Annotated in this window: 18 protein-coding genes; 6 read left to right on the top strand and 12 right to left on the bottom strand. The window is 69.8% G+C overall.

Annotated features, from left to right (window positions below):
• Positions 1 to 11 precede the first annotated feature (11 nt).
• The 3 genes from KL771_RS20890 to pabB all read right to left on the bottom strand — a co-directional run bounded on the left by KL771_RS20890 (position 12) and on the right by pabB (position 2971).
• Entirely contained in the window at positions 12 to 869 is an 858-nt protein-coding gene (locus tag KL771_RS20890; RefSeq protein WP_261970451.1) for an aminotransferase class IV, read from the bottom strand.
• Positions 866 to 1474: an anthranilate synthase component II gene (locus tag KL771_RS20885; protein WP_261970450.1), complete on the bottom strand. Its 609-nt coding sequence runs from the start codon at positions 1472 to 1474 to the stop codon at positions 866 to 868. The genes KL771_RS20890 and KL771_RS20885 overlap by 4 nt, the downstream gene beginning before the upstream one ends.
• 102 nt (positions 1475 to 1576) lie before the next feature.
• Positions 1577 to 2971: an aminodeoxychorismate synthase component I gene (gene pabB / locus KL771_RS20880; RefSeq protein ID WP_261970449.1), complete on the bottom strand. Its 1395-nt coding sequence runs from the start codon at positions 2969 to 2971 to the stop codon at positions 1577 to 1579.
• Between the two features lie 243 nt (positions 2972 to 3214).
• Between pabB and KL771_RS20875 the strand changes: the two genes are divergently transcribed.
• On the top strand, positions 3215 to 3571 hold the full coding sequence (locus tag KL771_RS20875) for a hypothetical protein (protein ID WP_261970448.1): 357 nt from the start codon (positions 3215 to 3217) through the stop codon (positions 3569 to 3571).
• Positions 3572 to 3801: 230 nt separating this feature from the next.
• A complete protein-coding gene (locus KL771_RS20870) occupies positions 3802 to 3978 on the top strand; it encodes a hypothetical protein (protein WP_261970447.1) in 177 nt (58 codons plus the stop codon).
• Positions 3979 to 4072: 94 nt separating this feature from the next.
• Here the strand turns inward: KL771_RS20870 and KL771_RS20865 are convergent, their stop codons facing one another.
• The 4 genes from KL771_RS20865 to KL771_RS20850 form a co-directional block, all read right to left on the bottom strand.
• Positions 4073 to 4267 carry a hypothetical protein gene (locus tag KL771_RS20865; protein WP_261970446.1) on the bottom strand — a complete coding sequence of 65 codons (195 nt, stop codon included), beginning with the start codon at positions 4265 to 4267 and terminating at the stop codon, positions 4073 to 4075.
• A 70-nt stretch (positions 4268 to 4337) separates the two neighbouring features.
• Positions 4338 to 5201: a S49 family peptidase gene (locus KL771_RS20860; RefSeq protein ID WP_261970445.1), complete on the bottom strand. Its 864-nt coding sequence runs from the start codon at positions 5199 to 5201 to the stop codon at positions 4338 to 4340.
• A 489-nt stretch (positions 5202 to 5690) separates the two neighbouring features.
• A complete protein-coding gene (locus KL771_RS20855) occupies positions 5691 to 5975 on the bottom strand; it encodes a hypothetical protein (protein WP_261970444.1) in 285 nt (94 codons plus the stop codon).
• Between the two features lie 137 nt (positions 5976 to 6112).
• Complete coding sequence (locus tag KL771_RS20850) at positions 6113 to 7066, bottom strand: uracil-DNA glycosylase (protein WP_261970443.1); 954 nt, start codon at positions 7064 to 7066, stop codon at positions 6113 to 6115.
• A gap of 280 nt (positions 7067 to 7346) precedes the next feature.
• Between KL771_RS20850 and KL771_RS20845 the strand changes: the two genes are divergently transcribed.
• Positions 7347 to 9047: an electron transfer flavoprotein-ubiquinone oxidoreductase gene (locus tag KL771_RS20845; RefSeq protein WP_390867350.1), complete on the top strand. Its 1701-nt coding sequence runs from the start codon at positions 7347 to 7349 to the stop codon at positions 9045 to 9047.
• A 139-nt stretch (positions 9048 to 9186) separates the two neighbouring features.
• On the opposite strand, the gene KL771_RS20840 is transcribed toward KL771_RS20845, so the two are convergent.
• The gene (locus KL771_RS20840) at positions 9187 to 9564 is read right to left on the bottom strand and encodes a hypothetical protein (protein ID WP_261970442.1); all 378 of its coding nucleotides are present in this window, start codon (positions 9562 to 9564) and stop codon (positions 9187 to 9189) included.
• A gap of 370 nt (positions 9565 to 9934) precedes the next feature.
• On the opposite strand from KL771_RS20840, the gene KL771_RS20835 reads away from it, so the two are divergent.
• Complete coding sequence (locus KL771_RS20835) at positions 9935 to 10390, top strand: type III secretion system chaperone (protein ID WP_261970441.1); 456 nt, start codon at positions 9935 to 9937, stop codon at positions 10388 to 10390.
• Between the two features lie 51 nt (positions 10391 to 10441).
• On the top strand, positions 10442 to 11569 hold the full coding sequence (locus KL771_RS20830; RefSeq protein WP_261970440.1) for a hypothetical protein: 1128 nt from the start codon (positions 10442 to 10444) through the stop codon (positions 11567 to 11569).
• A 75-nt stretch (positions 11570 to 11644) separates the two neighbouring features.
• Here KL771_RS20830 and KL771_RS20825 read toward each other — a convergent pair whose 3' ends face one another.
• Together KL771_RS20825 and KL771_RS20820 are read right to left on the bottom strand one after the other, a co-directional pair.
• Positions 11645 to 12589, bottom strand: a complete 945-nt coding sequence (locus KL771_RS20825; RefSeq protein WP_261970439.1) for a tRNA1(Val) (adenine(37)-N6)-methyltransferase — start codon at positions 12587 to 12589, stop codon at positions 11645 to 11647.
• Positions 12586 to 12819 (bottom strand): putative signal transducing protein, encoded by a 234-nt coding sequence (locus tag KL771_RS20820; RefSeq protein ID WP_261970617.1) that lies wholly within the window; start codon positions 12817 to 12819, stop codon positions 12586 to 12588. Before KL771_RS20820 ends, KL771_RS20825 begins: the two co-directional genes overlap by 4 nt.
• Before the next feature lie 167 nt (positions 12820 to 12986).
• Between KL771_RS20820 and KL771_RS20815 the strand changes: the two genes are divergently transcribed.
• Positions 12987 to 14003 (top strand): polyprenyl synthetase family protein, encoded by a 1017-nt coding sequence (locus KL771_RS20815; protein WP_261970438.1) that lies wholly within the window; start codon positions 12987 to 12989, stop codon positions 14001 to 14003.
• A gap of 67 nt (positions 14004 to 14070) precedes the next feature.
• Here the strand turns inward: KL771_RS20815 and KL771_RS20810 are convergent, their stop codons facing one another.
• Together KL771_RS20810 and KL771_RS20805 are read right to left on the bottom strand one after the other, a co-directional pair.
• Positions 14071 to 15279 carry an MFS transporter gene (locus KL771_RS20810; protein WP_261970437.1) on the bottom strand — a complete coding sequence of 403 codons (1209 nt, stop codon included), beginning with the start codon at positions 15277 to 15279 and terminating at the stop codon, positions 14071 to 14073.
• Between the two features lie 110 nt (positions 15280 to 15389).
• Positions 15390 to 16259, bottom strand: a complete 870-nt coding sequence (locus KL771_RS20805) for a 4-(cytidine 5'-diphospho)-2-C-methyl-D-erythritol kinase (RefSeq protein ID WP_261970436.1) — start codon at positions 16257 to 16259, stop codon at positions 15390 to 15392.
• Positions 16260 to 16309 lie beyond the last annotated feature (50 nt).

The following is a 16309-nucleotide window of genomic DNA, read 5'->3' as shown; positions in this document are numbered from 1 at the left end:
GGCCGTTCCGGTCAGCCACCGAGCGGCAGCGTGACGCCGCATTCGGCCTCGATGTCGGCCCTCAGCATCTCCAGGATCAGACGCGCCGGCCCGCAGGCGGCCGGATCGTAGCGGCGATCCTCGAAGGCCTCGACCGGTGTGACCAGCCGTACGCTGTTGGTCAGGAACAGGCCGTCCGCTGCGGCAAGATCGGCGATGTCGAGATCGGTCTCCTCGACGCCGAGGCCGAGCAAGGGCGCCAGGGCCAGGACGCGCGCGCGCACGATGCCCGGCAGCACCGCCCCGGCGAGACGCGGCGTCTTCAGCCGCCGGCCTTTCAGGACGAACAGATTGGCCATCGTCGACGAGGCGACGCGCTCGGCCGTGTCGAGCAGGACCGCGTCGTCGAAACCGCGCCCGGCGGCGCGCTCGGTCTCCAGCACGGCATCGAGATAGCCGAGCGACTTGATCGCGCCGGTTGGCGAGCGGTCGTTCCGGCGCGCCTCGGCCAGCGCGGCGCGGACCGGGCGGAACACCAGGTCCGGTGTCCAGGGCGCGAGCGTCGCCAGGAGCGTCGGCCGGGGTTCGGCCGGCGGCTTCAGCCCGCGTGGGCCGGGACCGCGGGTCAGCGTGGTGCGGAGGACCGCGCCCGCGGCCGGGGCGAGCGGCGCCAGCGCGTCGAAGGCGGCCTCGATCCGGTCGCGCCCGATCGGAATGCCGATCCGGTCCGCACCGGCGATGAGGCGCGCCAGATGATCGTCGCGCCGCCAGACCCGGCCGCCGAACAGCGTTGCGGTATCGAACAGACCGTCGCCGAGCAGGAAGCCGCGGTCGGACGGATCGATCGCGGCCTGTTCGACCAGACGCCCGTTGAGGAAGATCGCGCTCACGCGACCGACCGGACGGGACGGCCGGCACGCCAGTCGGCGGCCAGGCGCAGGAAGTTGGCGCACATCACCAGCCCGCCCTCCGTCAGCACGGATTCGGGGTGGAACTGCACGCCCCAGGTCGGGTGCTGGCGGTGTTCGAGACCCATGATCTCGCCGTCTTCCGAGCGCGCCGTGATCCGCAACGGACTGGCCTCCGGCCGGTCGATCTCGACCACCAGGGAGTGATAGCGGCCGACCTCGAGCGGGTTCGGCAGGCCTGCGAAAAGCCCGGTGCCGTCATGGGCGATCATCGAGGCGCGGCCGTGCATCGGCGTCTTCGCCCGCGTCACCCGCTCGCCCCAGACCGCCCCCATGCACTGATGGCCGAGGCAGATGCCGAGGATCGGGATCTGGCCCGAGAGCGCCGCGATCGCCGCGTTCGAAATGCCGGCCTCGGCCGGGGTGCACGGTCCGGGCGAGATCACGATGGCGTCGGGGGCCAGCGCGCGGATGCCATCGAGGCCGATCCGGTCGTTGCGCACCAGCCGCGTTTCGGCGCCGAGCACGCGGAAATAGCGCGCCACATTGGCGACGAAGCTGTCGTAATTGTCGATCACGAGGATCACTGGACCCTGATACCTCCGCCGCCGGGCTTCGCCCCCGCACCGTCCGATCATGTCGGGCGTGGACGGCGAACCGTCAAGTCGCCTTGCGGTCGCGGACCGGCCTCAGGCCGGGGCGTTCCGATCGGGCCTGAAGGCGGCGAAGATGCGGGCCGCCTTGACCAGCGTCTCCTCGTATTCGGCCGCCGGATCGCTCAGAAGCGTCACGCCGCCGCCGGCATGGAACACCGCCTCGCCGCCGCGAAAGGTCACGGTGCGGATGGCGATGTTGAGGTCCATGGCACCGTCGAAGCCGAGCCATCCGATCGCGCCGCAATAGACGCCGCGCGCGTGGCGCTCCAGTTCGGTGATGATCTCCATGGCGCGGATCTTCGGCGCCCCGGTGATCGAGCCGCCCGGGAAGCTGGCCCGGATCAGGTCGACCGCACCCAGACCCGGCTCCAGCCGTCCGGTCACGACCGAGACGAGATGATGCACCGAGGCATAGCTTTCGAGCCCGCACAGCGCCGGCACCTCGACGCTCTCGGCCCGGCAGACGCGCGACAGGTCGTTGCGCAGCAGGTCGACGATCATCACGTTCTCGGCGCGGTCCTTGGCCGAGGCCATCAGTTCGGCGGCGTGCGCGGCATCCTCGTGGGCATCCGGCGAGCGCTTCGCCGTGCCCTTGATCGGCCGGGCCTCGACCTCGCCGTCGGCGAGCCGCACGAAGCGTTCCGGCGAGGAGGAGGCGACCGCGAAGCCGTCGCAATCGAGATAGGCAGCGAAGGTCGCCGGGTTGACGTGCCGCAGACGCAGGTAGAAGGCGAGCGGGTCGAAGTCCTCCGGCAGGCGGGCGGCGAAGCGCTGCGCCAGATTGGCCTGGAAGATATCGCCGGCGCGGATCCATTCGACCACGCGGGCGACCGCCGTCTCGTAGTCGGCGCGGGTGAAGTTCGACATCCAGGCCAGCGTCGCCGTGCCGGGCCCTTCGGGCGGTGCGCCCGGCCGGGCCAGCCGCGCGGCGAAATCGGCGGCGCGCGCCTCGGCCCGGGCCGCGCGGGCCTCAGGGTCCTGCTCGGGCCAGCCGGTCGAGACGATCGCGGTGCGCCCGGTGACGTGGTCGAAGGAGACGACCACGTCGTAGAAGCCGAGCCGCATATCGGGGATCGAAGGCTCCGGCACGGCCGGCTCGGGCAGGCTTTCGAGCGCCCGGCCGAGTTCGTAGCCGAGATAGCCGGCCGCACCGCCCTGGAACGGTCCCGGACCCGGCACGGTGCCTTGCGGATAGAGCGCGAGCCGCGCGCCCAGCGCCTCCAGCGGATCGCCTTCGAGCGCGGCGCCGTTCCAGAAGGCGGTCCCGCCGACGACCGTGAAGACCCCGAAAGGATCGGCCGCGACCGAGGAGAAGCGTCCGAGCGCAGGGTCGCGCATGGCGCTTTCCAGGACGCAGAGGCCCGGAAGACCGGCGAGGCTGAGCGCCGCCGCGATCGGATCGGTGAGGCCGATATCGAGGATCCTCATGCCGCGCCGCCGCTCCTTCCCTTCCGCTCGGCCGATTTCAGGCCGCATTCCTTTCACGCCGGACCCGGCCTGTCGATGGCCGACAAGGTCGCGCTTGCGGCCGTTCTCGGATGAATGCCGCGCTCAGGGCAGGTTCAAGCCGGGAAGGCGATCATCAATCCCATTGGAAGCAACGAAGTTCCGCCTGGATGGCATGATGCCCGCAAACCGAATGGCTGCGGGCGAAACCGAAAGGACGTGACGATGATGAAGTCGCTTCTCTTGGCCGCAACCCTCGCGCTCGCCTCCGTCGCCGTGATCGGCGGTGCCTCGCTGGCTCTCGCCGCCGACACCGGCGGGGGGCGTGGCGGCAACGGCGCCGGCGGCACGGGCGAACCCGGCGGCAACGGCGGATCGGGCGGTTCCGACGGGATCCTGCGTCTCGGCGAACCGGGCAACATCCCCGGCGGTCCGGGCGCCGTCCACCGGCATCCCCGCCCGCGGCCGCTGCCGCATCTGGCGGCGCGCCATGTCGGCGAGGCCTGCCCGGATCGGTTCGTCTACGAACGCTTCGGCGCCACCTACATCTATCGGTGCCGCGATACGATCGTGGACGACTGATCCGAGACGCGCCGTGGGCCAGCAGGCCCTGGCGGCGGACCGGCCTCCGGCCCGCCGCCAGCGACACTCTGACCGGTGGACAAACCCAACATGACCGGCGCGTTCAGTTCCAGTTCAGCCCGGGTGCGTTAACAATTCTGCAACAAGTACGAAACCGCTGTCGGGCTGAGGCGTTTTACCCACGACCGACGAGGGAGCCGATCATGGACTGTCGTTACAAGTTAAGATTTATGGCGACTTCCGTCGCACGCTCCGCGATCCGCGTCGAGATCGATCCCATGGCGGACTATATCGACGCCTACGATTCGTCGCTGGTCGACGAGATCGACGCCCTCCTGCTGCAGGAGCGCATGCTCGGTCGCCGCTTCGAACTGCTGGCCGGTTCCTTTTCGGCCACGGTCCATTGACCGCCTACGGTCCATTGACCGCCTACGGTCCATTGACCCACTGCCGCTCCGCGAGCGGCCACCGGACATGGAACGGCAACCCCGCCGATCGGGCTCAGCCCTGGCGGTCGACCGGACGATAGACCCCGTCGGCACCGCGCACGAGCGTCCCACCGCGCACCGGAGTCCGGGCTTCCGCCTCGCGCAGTTCGCCGAGCGAACGTCCGACACGCCCCATTTCCCGCTTCAAGAGCTTGTATCCGGCAAGTGCGGCCGCACCGGCGGCGGCGATGATCAGGATATGCGGCATGGGCTTACCCTCATGAAGGTGCCGGCAGGCTGGACCCCGACTGCGGCGAATTCTGGATGGTCCGGGACGGTCACAGTCCGTAGCGTGCCCACAATGCCCGCGCTTCCAACGTCGCCAGGGCTTCCGCGGCGAGGCCGGCCGGCAGGCGCACGCCGTCGCTGCCGCCGCGGCGGATGGTCAGGCCGCGCGGCTCCCCGATCAGCCTGATGCGGACGGTCTCGCCGTAGCGCTCCCTGAGCGTGCCGCGCAGGTCGCCGAGCCGGTCGACGAGGCCGAGTTCGAGCCCGCGCTTGCCGGTCCAGAACAGGCCCGTGAACAGATCCTCGTCATGCTTCAGCCGCGAGCCGCGCCGCTCGCGCACCATGTCGATGAAGGTCTCGTGGACCTCCTTCTGCAACTGGTGGAGATGGGCGATGTCTTCCGGCCGCTCTGGCCGGAACGGATCGAGGATCGCCTTGTTCTCGCCGGCCGTATGCACGCGGCGCTCGACGCCGAGGCGGTCGAGCAGTCCGACGAAGCCGAAGCTCGCCGAGACGACGCCGATCGAGCCGACGATCGAGGACGGATCGGCGATGATCTCGTCGCCCGCGCAGGCGATCATATAGCCGCCCGAGGCGCCGGCATCCTCGATGAAGACCAGAACTTTCTTGTCCTCTTCGTCGGCGAGCGCGCGGATGCGCTCGTAGATCAGCCGCGCCTGCACGGGCGAGCCGCCGGGCGAGTTGACGATGATCGCCACGGCCGGCGCGCGGGCGATCGAGAAGGCGGCCTCCAGTCGCGTCGCCACGTTGCCGATCGAGAGACTGGCGCCGAAACCGCCCGGCATGCCGATCGGCCCCGCCAGCCGCACGACCGGAATGGTGACGATGTCGCGGCGAAAACGGGCAGGTATCAGCGATTTCGCAAAATCGCGCACGGACTGCAGAACGTTCATCGGACCTCGCGGTAGCTCTTGCCACCGAAGATAGGGCCGAGCGCGCCTGTCCGCCACCCCGGGCCGGCGGTGACGACGGATATCGGCCGGAGGGCATCGGCCTGCGGCGCCCCATCGGCGGCATGGCGCTCCGGCTAGAGCCTGTCCCGTCTGGATCGAAGCGATCCAGACGAAAAGGATTGGCTCAAGGTGTTGATGCTGGAGCATTTCCGGATCGGATGATTCCATCCGATCCGGAAATGCTCCAGTGGTCAAGGAGCCATCGGCTCGTTGAAGGGCGCATCGGAACGCGATCGGAAGCAGGCAATTTCAACTCTGTCATCCCCGGGCTTGTCCCGGGGATCCAGGCCTTTCAAGGGCTCGGCCATTGCACTGGATCTCCGGGACAAGCCCGGGGATGACAGAATGTCGAGTTCGGAGTGTCTTGCAGAAGCCCGTCGGCGGTTCGGATTCACGAGACGGTCGGGACCATCCGTCTCGATCGGGCCGCTAGCCGCTTCGGGCCGCCGCCTCGTAGGCCTTGACGGCGGTGCCGGGGCGCTCCGGCTCGCCGCCGACGCGTTCTTGGATCGAGACCTGGGCGGCCGCCATCCGGTCCATCAGGCGCTGGAACGGCGTCGTCGTGTTGATCACCGGCCCGCTGGCGATCGATTGCGCCTGCTCGACGAGACGGCTCGCGGTGCTTTCGCTGGTCTCGCTGGCCGGCGCGGTCTCGCGCACGGCGGCGGCGGGCGGAATATAGCCGAAGGACGATCCGAGCGCAGTGATCGACATGGTTGCAGGCCTTTCCCGGCGCCGAACCTTCGTGCGGCGCGCAAGCCCTCATCCCCGTGTTCGAGACTGACCGGAAACCTGCAAGAAACCATAACCGAAATCGACGGCATTTTACGCGTTTTGCGCGAATGTGCCCCCTATGTGGGCACGCCGTCGTCGAGCGCGCGGCGCAGGGCCAGGAAGTCGCGCCAGGCGAGCCGCTTCTGCAAGGGCTGCCGCAGGAGATAGGCCGGGTGCAGGGTGGCCAGCGCCCGGATGCGGCGCCGGCCGGTGTCGTAGTCGAGCCAGCGCCCGCGCAGCCGCGTGATGCCCTCGGTGGTGCCGGCGAGGGCCGCGGCGGAAGCGCCGCCGAGAAAGACCAGCACGTCCGGGTCGGCCAGTTCGATCTGCCGGGCGATGAACGGCCGGCAGATCTCGGTCTCCTGCGGCGTCGGCGTGCGGTTGCCGGGCGGTCGCCAGGGCACCACGTTGGCGATGTAGACTCCGGTCCGGTCGAGCCCGATCGCCTTCATCATCCGGTCGAGCAACTGTCCGGAGCGGCCGACGAAGGGCAGGCCGGCCTCGTCCTCCTCCCGGCCCGGGGCCTCGCCGACGAACATCACCCGGCCGGCCGGATTGCCGTCGGCAAAAACCAGCGACTTGGCGGTCAGGCGCAGGTTGCAGCCCTCGAAGCGGGCGAGGATTTCGCGCAAATCCTCAAGGCTCCCGGCCGCGCGTGCCGCCTCGCGGGCCGCGGCGACGGTCTGGTCGCCCGGAACTCCGGCGCCGAGCGCAGGTCGGGCCACCGGCTGCGGCGGCGGGTCGAATCGCGGTCGCTCCGGCGGCATCGGCACGGGCGGGCGCCCGCCCTGAGGCGGCCCCCCGGCCGGCGGGGCGTAACGATCGGCCGTCGGGGCCCCGGAGTTAGATGCGGCAGCGGCCGGCCGCGACGGGACGGCGGCCGGCGGCGGGGCGGCCGCGCGCTGGCGGCGGGCTTCCAACTCGGCGCGGGTCTCGGCGAAACGGTCGCACGGCGCCTCGCCGAGGCCGACATCGACCCCGGCCGCGACATACCAGTCGATGAGCGCCGCCAAAGCGGCACGGTCGACCATCCCCTCTGCCCCCAGTCCTGCCGACACCTCGGACGTCCGCCCTTTCGATCAAGCTGTCCCGCCCGTGGCGCCCCGCCTGTGCCGGACGCGCTCGAACCTGCCCACCGAACCGATTTCCGGTCGATCGGACGAATTCCGTCCGGGCGGAACATGCGCTAAGACGACCAGGACACTAGCGCCAGTTCGGCCCGGACGGAATGACCGGGCGGACAGAACCGGCGTCGGACCCATGATTGACGATCAGGCGTGTCGCGCGGGTCCCGGAGGATCCGGGCGGCCGATGGCGAGCGCGAAGGAGCGGAGCGAGATGGCGGCGATGGAACTTCCCGAGCGCGAGAGCATGGAATTCGACGTCGTCATCGTCGGCGCCGGCCCGGCCGGCCTGTCGGCGGCGATCCGGCTGAAGCAACTGGCGGCGGCGCGCGGCGAGGACATCTCCGTCGTCGTGCTCGAGAAGGGCTCGGAGGTCGGCGCCCATATCCTGTCCGGCGCCGTGATCGACCCGATCGCGCTCGACCGGCTGCTGCCGGACTGGCGTTCGGAGAAGGACACGCCGCTGAAGACGCCGGTCACCGAGGACCGCTTCCTGCTGCTCGGCCCGGCCGGTTCCCTGCGCCTGCCCAACTTCGCCATGCCGAAGCTGATGGACAATCACGGCAACTATGTCGTGAGCCTCGGCAATGTCTGCCGCTGGCTGGCCGCCAAGGCCGAGGCGCTGGGCGTCGAGATCTATCCGGGCTTCGCCGCCAGCGAGGTGCTCTATGACGAGGCCGGCGCCGTGATCGGCGTCGCCACCGGCGATATGGGCATCGGCCGCGACGGCCAGCCGAAGGACGGCTATACCCGCGGCATGGCGCTGCTCGGCAAGTATACGCTGATCGCCGAGGGCGTGCGCGGCTCGCTCGCCAAACAACTGATCTCGAAATACGACCTGTCCGCGGGGCGCGAGCCGGCCAAGTTCGGCATCGGCCTGAAGGAATTGTGGGTGGTCGACCCGGCCAAGCACAAGCCCGGCCTGGTGCAGCATTCCTTCGGCTGGCCGCTCGATCTGTCGACCGGCGGCGGATCCTTCCTCTACCACCTCGAAGACAACCAGATCGTGGTCGGCTTCGTCGTCCACCTGAACTACAAGAATCCCTGGCTGTCGCCCTTCGAGGAGTTCCAGCGCTTCAAGACCCATCCGGCGATCCGCGACATCTTCGAGGGCGCCAAGCGGGTTTCCTACGGGGCACGCGCGATCACCGAAGGCGGCTGGCAGTCGGTGCCGAAGCTGACCTTCCCGGGTGGCGCGCTGCTCGGCTGCTCGGCCGGCTTCGTCAACGTGCCGCGCATCAAGGGCAGTCACAATGCGATGCTGTCCGGCATGCTCGCCGCCGAGAAGATCGCCGACGCGCTCGCCGCCGGCCGGGCCCATGATGAGGTCCACGAGATCGAGACCGAGTGGCGCGGCAGTGATATCGGCCGCGACCTCTACAAGGTGCGCAACGTCAAGCCGCTCTGGTCGCGCCTGGGCACGGTTGCCGGCGTCGCGCTCGGCGGGCTCGACATGTGGACCAACGAACTGTTCGGCTTTTCGCTGTTCGGGACGATGAGCCACGGCAAGGCGGATTATGCCAGCCTGGCGCCGGCGGCGACCATGCCGAAGATCGCCTATCCCAAGCCGGACGGGAAGATTTCCTTCGACCGACTGTCCTCGGTGTTCCTGTCGAACACCAACCACGAGGAGGATCAGCCGATCCACCTGAAGGTCAAGGACCTGTCGCTGCAGCGTACCGACGAACTCGGCACCTATGGCGGGCCGTCGAACCGCTATTGCCCGGCCGGCGTCTACGAATGGGTCGAGAAGAACGGCGAGCCGACCTTCGTGATCAACGCGCAGAACTGCGTCCACTGCAAGACCTGCGACATCAAGGATCCGAACCAGAACATCACCTGGACCACCCCGGAAGGTGCCGGCGGCCCGAACTATCCGAACATGTGACGGTGCGGCGCCGGTCGGCGCGCGCGAGACCATGAACGTCGAACGGCCCCCGCCCTGAAGGATTCAGGCCGGGGGCCGTTCTGTTTGGACTGTCTGCGATGTCCCGGCGATCCGGCGGCGGCGGATCGCTGCCCGAGCCTCAGCGCGACAGGTCGAGGGTGCCGTAGCAGTCCGGGCCCTTCCAGTTGGCCGTCACGCGGCGGCCGTTGACCTTGCCGGCATAGGTGACGGTCTTGCCGCCCTGGATCGCCTGGCTGGCCGAGAAGGCGCCGTCCTTGCCGATCGTGGCGACGACGGGCGAATCGGTGCCGTCATAGGCGACGTAGCGGATCGTCACCGTGCCGGCCGAGACGATCGCGTCGGCGGGCGCGTTGCCCCAGCATTTGCCGGTGCCGCCGGCGATCGAGGAGGCGCCGGAATAGCGCCCGTCGAGCGACTGGGCGAAGGCCGGCCCGCCGGCCGCGGTGGCGAGGATGCCGGCCAGGACGAGGGTGGCGGCGAGCAAACGGTCAGTCATGGGGTCCCCCCGGATCGGGCGATGCTGCGAATGGGGCGGGAGAGTAGCCCTTTGCCGCCCGGCTTGGAACGCCCCAAAGCGCCCACCGGGTTGCTCCGCTCACGCTTCATCGGGACCCGGCTTGGACGCGGCCTGTCATATCGATGACACCAGGATGCGCGCTTGCGTGGGACAAGATGTTCCATGATCTCGACAGCGAATGCAGTCGCGTCAAGGCGGCGCCGGATGGCGGGATCGAAACAAACGAACCGGGGTGGACTGGCCCTTCATTACGGACATGATCATTGCATGCAATTTGTGCATCGGTCATGCTCCCCGGGCAAGTCAAACGCCGGCGAGACGGTCAGCGCCAATAGAGGATGGGACGGGCATGGGACCGAACGACATAAGCATCATGCTGGCCCGGGTGGCCGAAACGGCTGGCTGGCAGAGCGTCACGGCCTATGAAACCTCCGGCTTGTGGGTGGTCGAACTGGACGCCGAGACCGAAGTGGCGATCCAGGTCGAAGCCGAGCGTGGTCTGATCTATGCGACGGTCGATGCCGGCGCGCTGGCCGATGCGACCGGGTCGGCGGACGAGACGATCCGTCTCCTGATGACGATGAACGGCGAGGCGGCGGCGACCGGCGGTCTGGCTTTCGGCCTGTCGCCCGACGGTGCCCGGATCACGCTCGCCGCTCCCTTCGCGTTGCAGGGCGCAGAGGCCGCGCTGGCCGCCGGCCTGCCGGCGCTCGCCGCCCGCGCCGGGCAGTGGCGCACGGTGCTGACCGCGCCGGCCGAACCGGCGCAGCCGCTTTCCGGCGACGAGATGGTGATGCGGGTCTGAGCCCGGCCGCCCCCGACAATCGAACCTTTCAGAGACTTGGAGGACCTCGTCATGGTCAATCTGAACACCAGCCGCATCGCCCATACGCCGACCGGCAACCAGAATGTCGCCTCCTTCAGCGACATCGCCAATGTCGCCTCGCAATCGAAGGCCGACGGCCATATCCGCGCCAAGAGCGATGGACTGGGCGGCGTCGTGGTCTACGGCCACAAGGGGGGCTTCCGGTCGCTCTTCAACAAGAGCAATCCGCAGCGCCAGGACGCCGGCACGCTTGAGGTCAAGAAGAGCGTCGACAACTACGTCCAGGGCAAGAACCCGAAGGTGCAGGCGCTGGCCGATCAGTTGATGAGCCGCTTCGTCAGCCAGAATGGCGATGTCGTCGCGCGGATGACCAACCAGGATGTCATCGCGATCAAGCAGCAGCTGGACGACGCGGAGAGGATCGCCGGCTCCATCGACGGTCTGGCGCGGTCGCTGCAGAACGGCGGCGACCTGACCACGGCCTTCAGGGACAATCTCCCCGGGATCGCCTTCGCGTTCGGCCAGATCAACAGCGGGAGGAAGTCGGACGAGGTCGACCTGGCGGTGAAGGGGCTCTGCGTTCCGGAACTGGGCGCCGGCACCGCGCTGGCGATCATCGACACGCTCAACAATGGCGGCCCGCTCGACGACGGCACCAAGTCCCTGCTCAAGGCCATGTTCCCGAAGAACAGCTTCGGCGGCAAGGCCGATCTCGACAAGGTCTTCCATGATTTCGAGACCTCGCAGAATCGGGACAACCTGGTCAACGACCTCTGCGACATCGCGAACCGGCGCTGGTTCAACCCGGAATCCATCGGTTCTTCAAAGCAAACCCAGCACTACCTTATCCGGACGCCGAACGACCAGCATGCGCCGCTGTTCCTGGACGACCTGGAAGCGCAGGACAAGCTCCAGGGATTCGACCAGGCCAATCCGTCGGGCAAGCTCGGCAAGCTCAAGGACGCCTTCGAAAAGCACATGGCGGCCAGAAACGAGATCAACGAACCCAACCGCGAATATCTTTCCGACAATTCCTATGCGGTCGACTGGGACGCCCCGAAGAACATGCCCTACTACGATCGCAATCACTCCCCGTCGCCGTCCATCGCGCTGATGTCGGGGCTCGATCGCCTGCTGTCGGCGGTCAAGATCGGCTGATCGGAGACCTGAGGGTTCGCGATCGCGCGCGGACCCTCGTCGGCCGCCAGTCTTCGCCGGGCGCCGGCCCGCCCGTCACAATCCCGCTTCGCCTCGCAGGATCGCATCCGCTCCGGGCAGGTAGTCGCTGCCCGCGGGCGGATGCAGCACGAGTCCGGGCAGGATCGCCGGAGCGGCGCGGCTGCCCTTGCGGCCGGTGACCAGGAGCCGGTGCGCCGGCGCCTCGGCGCGCGGATGGATCGGCCGGATGGCGAGCGCACCGAAGCGGCCGTCGAGGGCGGCGAGAATGTCGCTAAGCGCGTCGCCCCGGAAGATCAGGGCCAGCATCCCGTCCGGCCGGGCGAGTGCGGCCGCCGCGCGCGTCCAGAGCGCCAGCCCGTCGCCGTCACCCTGCCGCCGTGCCGCGCCGGGCGCCGGGGAGGGGGCCGGGCCGCCGCCGTCGGATTCCGACCGCCCGGCCGCTTCGGGCAGCACATGGGCGGCGGCGCGGGCGCCGGCCGGCGAGGCGCGCACCCGGCCCGGGGCGAAATAGGGCGGGTTCATGATCACGATGTCGGCACTTTCGCGCCCAAGCCCGGCGGCCTCGCGCAAGGATGCCTTGGCGGCAATGTCGATCTCGATGACTGCGATCGGCGCCGTCCGCCCGCCCGCGACCAGCCGCGCCGCATTGGCGCGGGCGAGCCGCGCGGTCGCCGGGTCGCGCTCGACCAACTGCACGGCGAGGCCCGGCGCGCGCAGGCCGGCCGCGAGCCCGGCGGTGCCGACACCGGCCCCGAGATCGACCAACAGGCCGCGGGCCTCGGCCGGCACGGTCGCGGCCAGCAGGATGGCATCGAGCCCGGCCCGATGCGCCCCGCGTGCGGGCTGCTCGATGATCAGGTGCCCGCCGAGGAAACGGTCGAGCGTTGTGGCGGGATCGCCGGGAGGCGGCGGATGCGCGCGCCGGTCGCCGGCAGGCGCCCCGGATGGCGCACTGTTCGGTGCCGGCAGCCCAATGGCGGATGCAGGCACTGCGCTCACTCGCTTTTCGCCGGACGCAGTTCGTGGCCGAGGCCGGCATCGGTCAGAATGCGTCGGGCACGGGCGATTTCGTCGCTGTCGACCAGGATTCGCCGCGGCAGGATGCCGAGCGACCCTTCCAGCGTCGCCATATGGGTGTCGAGCAGGAGATGGGCGATGCCCGCGCCCTGGAGCAGTGCATCCACCGTCGTGATCAGGACGATGTCGTTCGACCGCACCAGTTCTTCCATCGTCATGGGTCCTCCCGCCGGTCAAGCTTAGAGCATCCCGGACGCCGACGGAATTCATTCCCGCATGGCGGGACTATCTCCGCGACGATCCACGACGTCAGCGTCTCTTGTCCCGGGACCGCCACATCCCTATGCTCCCGCGCGCACGAAATAAGGAGCCTTCCTCCGTGGGCGTCGTCGTACCTTTTGAAGAGATCCAGAATCCTGAGCCGTCGATCGACCGGCTCATCGGCCTCGTCGCCGACGACATGGACCGCGTCAACGCCCTGATCCTGTCCAAGGCGGGTTCCGATGTCGCCATGATCCCGGAGGTCGCCAATCACCTGATCTCTTCCGGCGGCAAGCGGCTGCGGCCGATGCTGACGCTCGCCGCCGCGCAGATGTGCGGTTATCGCGAGGACGGCCATATCCGGCTCGCCACCGCGGTCGAGTTCATGCACACCGCGACGCTGCTGCATGACGACGTCGTCGATGAGAGCGACATGCGCCGCGGCAAGCTGGCCGCGCGCAAGCTGTGGGGCAATCAGGCCAGCGTCCTGGTCGGCGACTACCTGCTCGGCCAGGCCTTCCGGATGATGGTCGAGGTCGGCGTCATGCAGGCCCTGTCGATCCTGTCCGATGCGGCGGCGATCATCGCCGAGGGCGAGGTGATGCAGCTCGCCGCGGCCAAGAACATGGCCACCACCGAAGACGAGTATCTGGCCGTGATCCGGGCCAAGACGGCGGCGCTGTTTTCGGCGGCGGCCGAGGTCGGCCCGGTCGTGGCCGGCCGGCCGCGCGGCGAGCAGGCCGCCTTCCGCAGCTACGGCACCAATCTGGGCCTCGCCTTCCAGCTCGTCGACGATGCGCTCGACTATGGCGGCTCGTCGGCCAAGCTCGGCAAGAATGTCGGCGACGACTTCCGAGAGGGCAAGATCACCCTGCCGGTCGTGCTCGCCTATCGGCGCGGCTCGGACGAGGATCGCGCCTTCTGGACGCGCTGCCTGCAGGGCGGGGAGATCGCCGACGGCGATCTCGGCCGCGCCGTCGACCTGATGAAGCGCCACAATGCGCTCGCCGACACGGTCGACCGGGCGCGCCACTACGGCGCCGTCGCGCGCGACGCGCTGGCGCCGTTCCGCGAGACCGAGCACAAGCGCGCGCTGCTCGAAGTGGTCGAGTTCTGCGTCGCCCGCGCCTACTGACCGACGCTTCCGAACGCTGCCCGCGCGCCGGCGGCCGTTTGCGCCGCCGGACGGGCCGCCCTGCGTGTCAGGCGGCGGCGCGGACCCGGGCGACGATCCGGGCGACCGCCGACAGCGCGACCATGGCGACGAGGCTCAGCACGGCCATCAACGCGAGCGCGTGGTCGGCGCCGGCATGATCGATGATGAAGGCGGTGACGGCCGGGGCGGAGGCGATCGCCATCTGCCGGGCGATGCCGATCCGGCCGAGCAGTTCGCCGAAGCCGCCGGCCCCGAACAGGGCGAGCGGGATCGTGCCGCGCACGATCGAGAACAGCCCTTGGGTGGTGCCGAGCAGCATCGCGAAGACCCAGAGCGCGATCGGATTCGGCGCACCGAAGGCACCGATGACCAGCGACAGCGCCATGCCGGCCGTCATGGCGATGCCCTTGGTCAGCGGATGCACACGCTCGCCCGCGATCAGTTCGGTCGCGCGGGCGATCACCGAGGCTGGTCCCTTCATGGCCGCGATGGCGATGATCGTGCCGGGCGCGGCGCCGAGCGAGGCGAACAGCGCCGCGAAGGTCAGCTCGATGGCATTGAACACGAAGCTCATCGCGGCGATCGCGATCGCCAGCAGGATGCCGATCTGCAGGGCGGCGCGGCGCGGCAGCGGTGCGACCGGCGGCAGGGCGGCCGCGGGCTCCGCAGGCCGGCCGTCCGACGATGACCCTGGGATCTGCCGGCGCGGCGCGAAGGCGATGACGTAGATCGGGACGCAGACCGCGAGTTCCAGCGCCGCCAGGGCCATCAGGGCCTGGCGCCAGCCGAGCCAGTCGGACAGCAGGCCGGTCACCGGCCAGAAGACGGTCGACGCGAAGCCGCCGAACAGCGTCACGGTGGCGATGCGCCGCCGGGCGCCGGCGGCATCGACCTTGGCGAGGGCCGGAAAGATGGTCTCGTAGAGCGCCATCTGGCTGCCGATCTGCAGGGCCAGCAGCGACAGGCCGATGCTCGCGACCCCCTGGGCGGCGGACAGTCCGACGAGCCCGATCGCGCCCATCACCGAGCCGGCGATCAGAATGCGGCGCGCACCGCCGCGATCGATCTGGCGGCCGAGCGTCGGGCCGAGCAGGCCGGCGGTCAGCATGGCTGAACTGAGCAGGCCGAAGACCATGGCGAGCGAAACGCCGGTGTCGCGCGACAGGGCCGGCGCGATTACCGCGATCGTGAAATAAATCGTGCCGATGCCGACGAGCTGGGCGCAGCCGACGAGCATGAAATGGAGAAGCGGCATGGCCGGCGGGCCTGTCTCGGGCTGCGATTTCGGGGAGGGCCGGCGCGGCGCGATCCGCAAGGCGCCCGGAGTTTCGTGGCTAACATGACAGGGATCGGCCGGCTAGCCGCTCAATCCGCCACCCACCAATGCGGAAATGTCCGGCGCAGCGCATGCGCGGCCCGGGCGGCGGCGCTCCGATCGGGAAAGAGCCCGAAGACGGTCGCGCCCGAGCCGGACATGCGTGCGAAGCGGCAGTCCGGACAGGCGGCGAGCGCGCGCTCGGCCTCGGCCACCGCGGGAACGAGGCCGATCGCCGGCGCGCGCAGGTCGTTGCGGGTCCCCCCGAGCCATCGGGCGAGGTGATCGAGGTCGGCGAAATGCGCCGGCAGGGCCGGCAGGGGAGGATTGTCGCGCCGCTCGAGCCCCCGGAACACGTCGGGGGTGGCGATCGGCACGCCCGGATTGACCAGTACGAGCGCGAAGGACGGCAGGCCGGCGAGCGGCGCGACCGTCTCGCCGATGCCGGAGACCCGCGCCGGCCGGCCGGCCAGGCACATCGGCACGTCGGCGCCGAGCGTCAGCCCGATCGCCGCCAGGTCCGCGGCCGTCAGGCCGGCATCCCAGAGCCGGTTCAGCGCCCGGAGCGTTGCCGCCGCATCGGCCGAACCGCCGCCGATGCCCGACGCCACCGGCAGGGCCTTGTCGAGCGTCAGCCGTGCGCCCGGTCGCGGCCGTCCGCGCGCGGCGACCCGGTCCGCCAGGGCGCCGGCCGCGCTGAGGACGAGATTTCCCGGCCCGGCGGAAAGACCCGCCGCGAAAGGACCGGTGAGCGCGAGCGACAGGGTCTCTGCCGGCTCGGCCGCGATCCGGTCGCCGAAGCCCGCGAAGGCGACAAGCATGTCGAGGTTGTGATAGCCGTCCGGCCGCCGCCCGGTGACATGCAGGGCGAGGTTGAGCTTGGCCGGGGCCGGTTCGGCGACGAAGGCGGGGGCGGACACGAGCGGCTCCGGATGGGACGGCCGTGTCTTAGCAAGTCGCACCGGCCGGC

The organism is Prosthecodimorpha staleyi, from assembly GCF_018729455.1.
Taxonomy (GTDB): Bacteria; Pseudomonadota; Alphaproteobacteria; order Rhizobiales; family Ancalomicrobiaceae; genus Prosthecodimorpha; species Prosthecodimorpha staleyi.
This window is presented reverse-complemented; position numbering and strand designations above follow the sequence as displayed.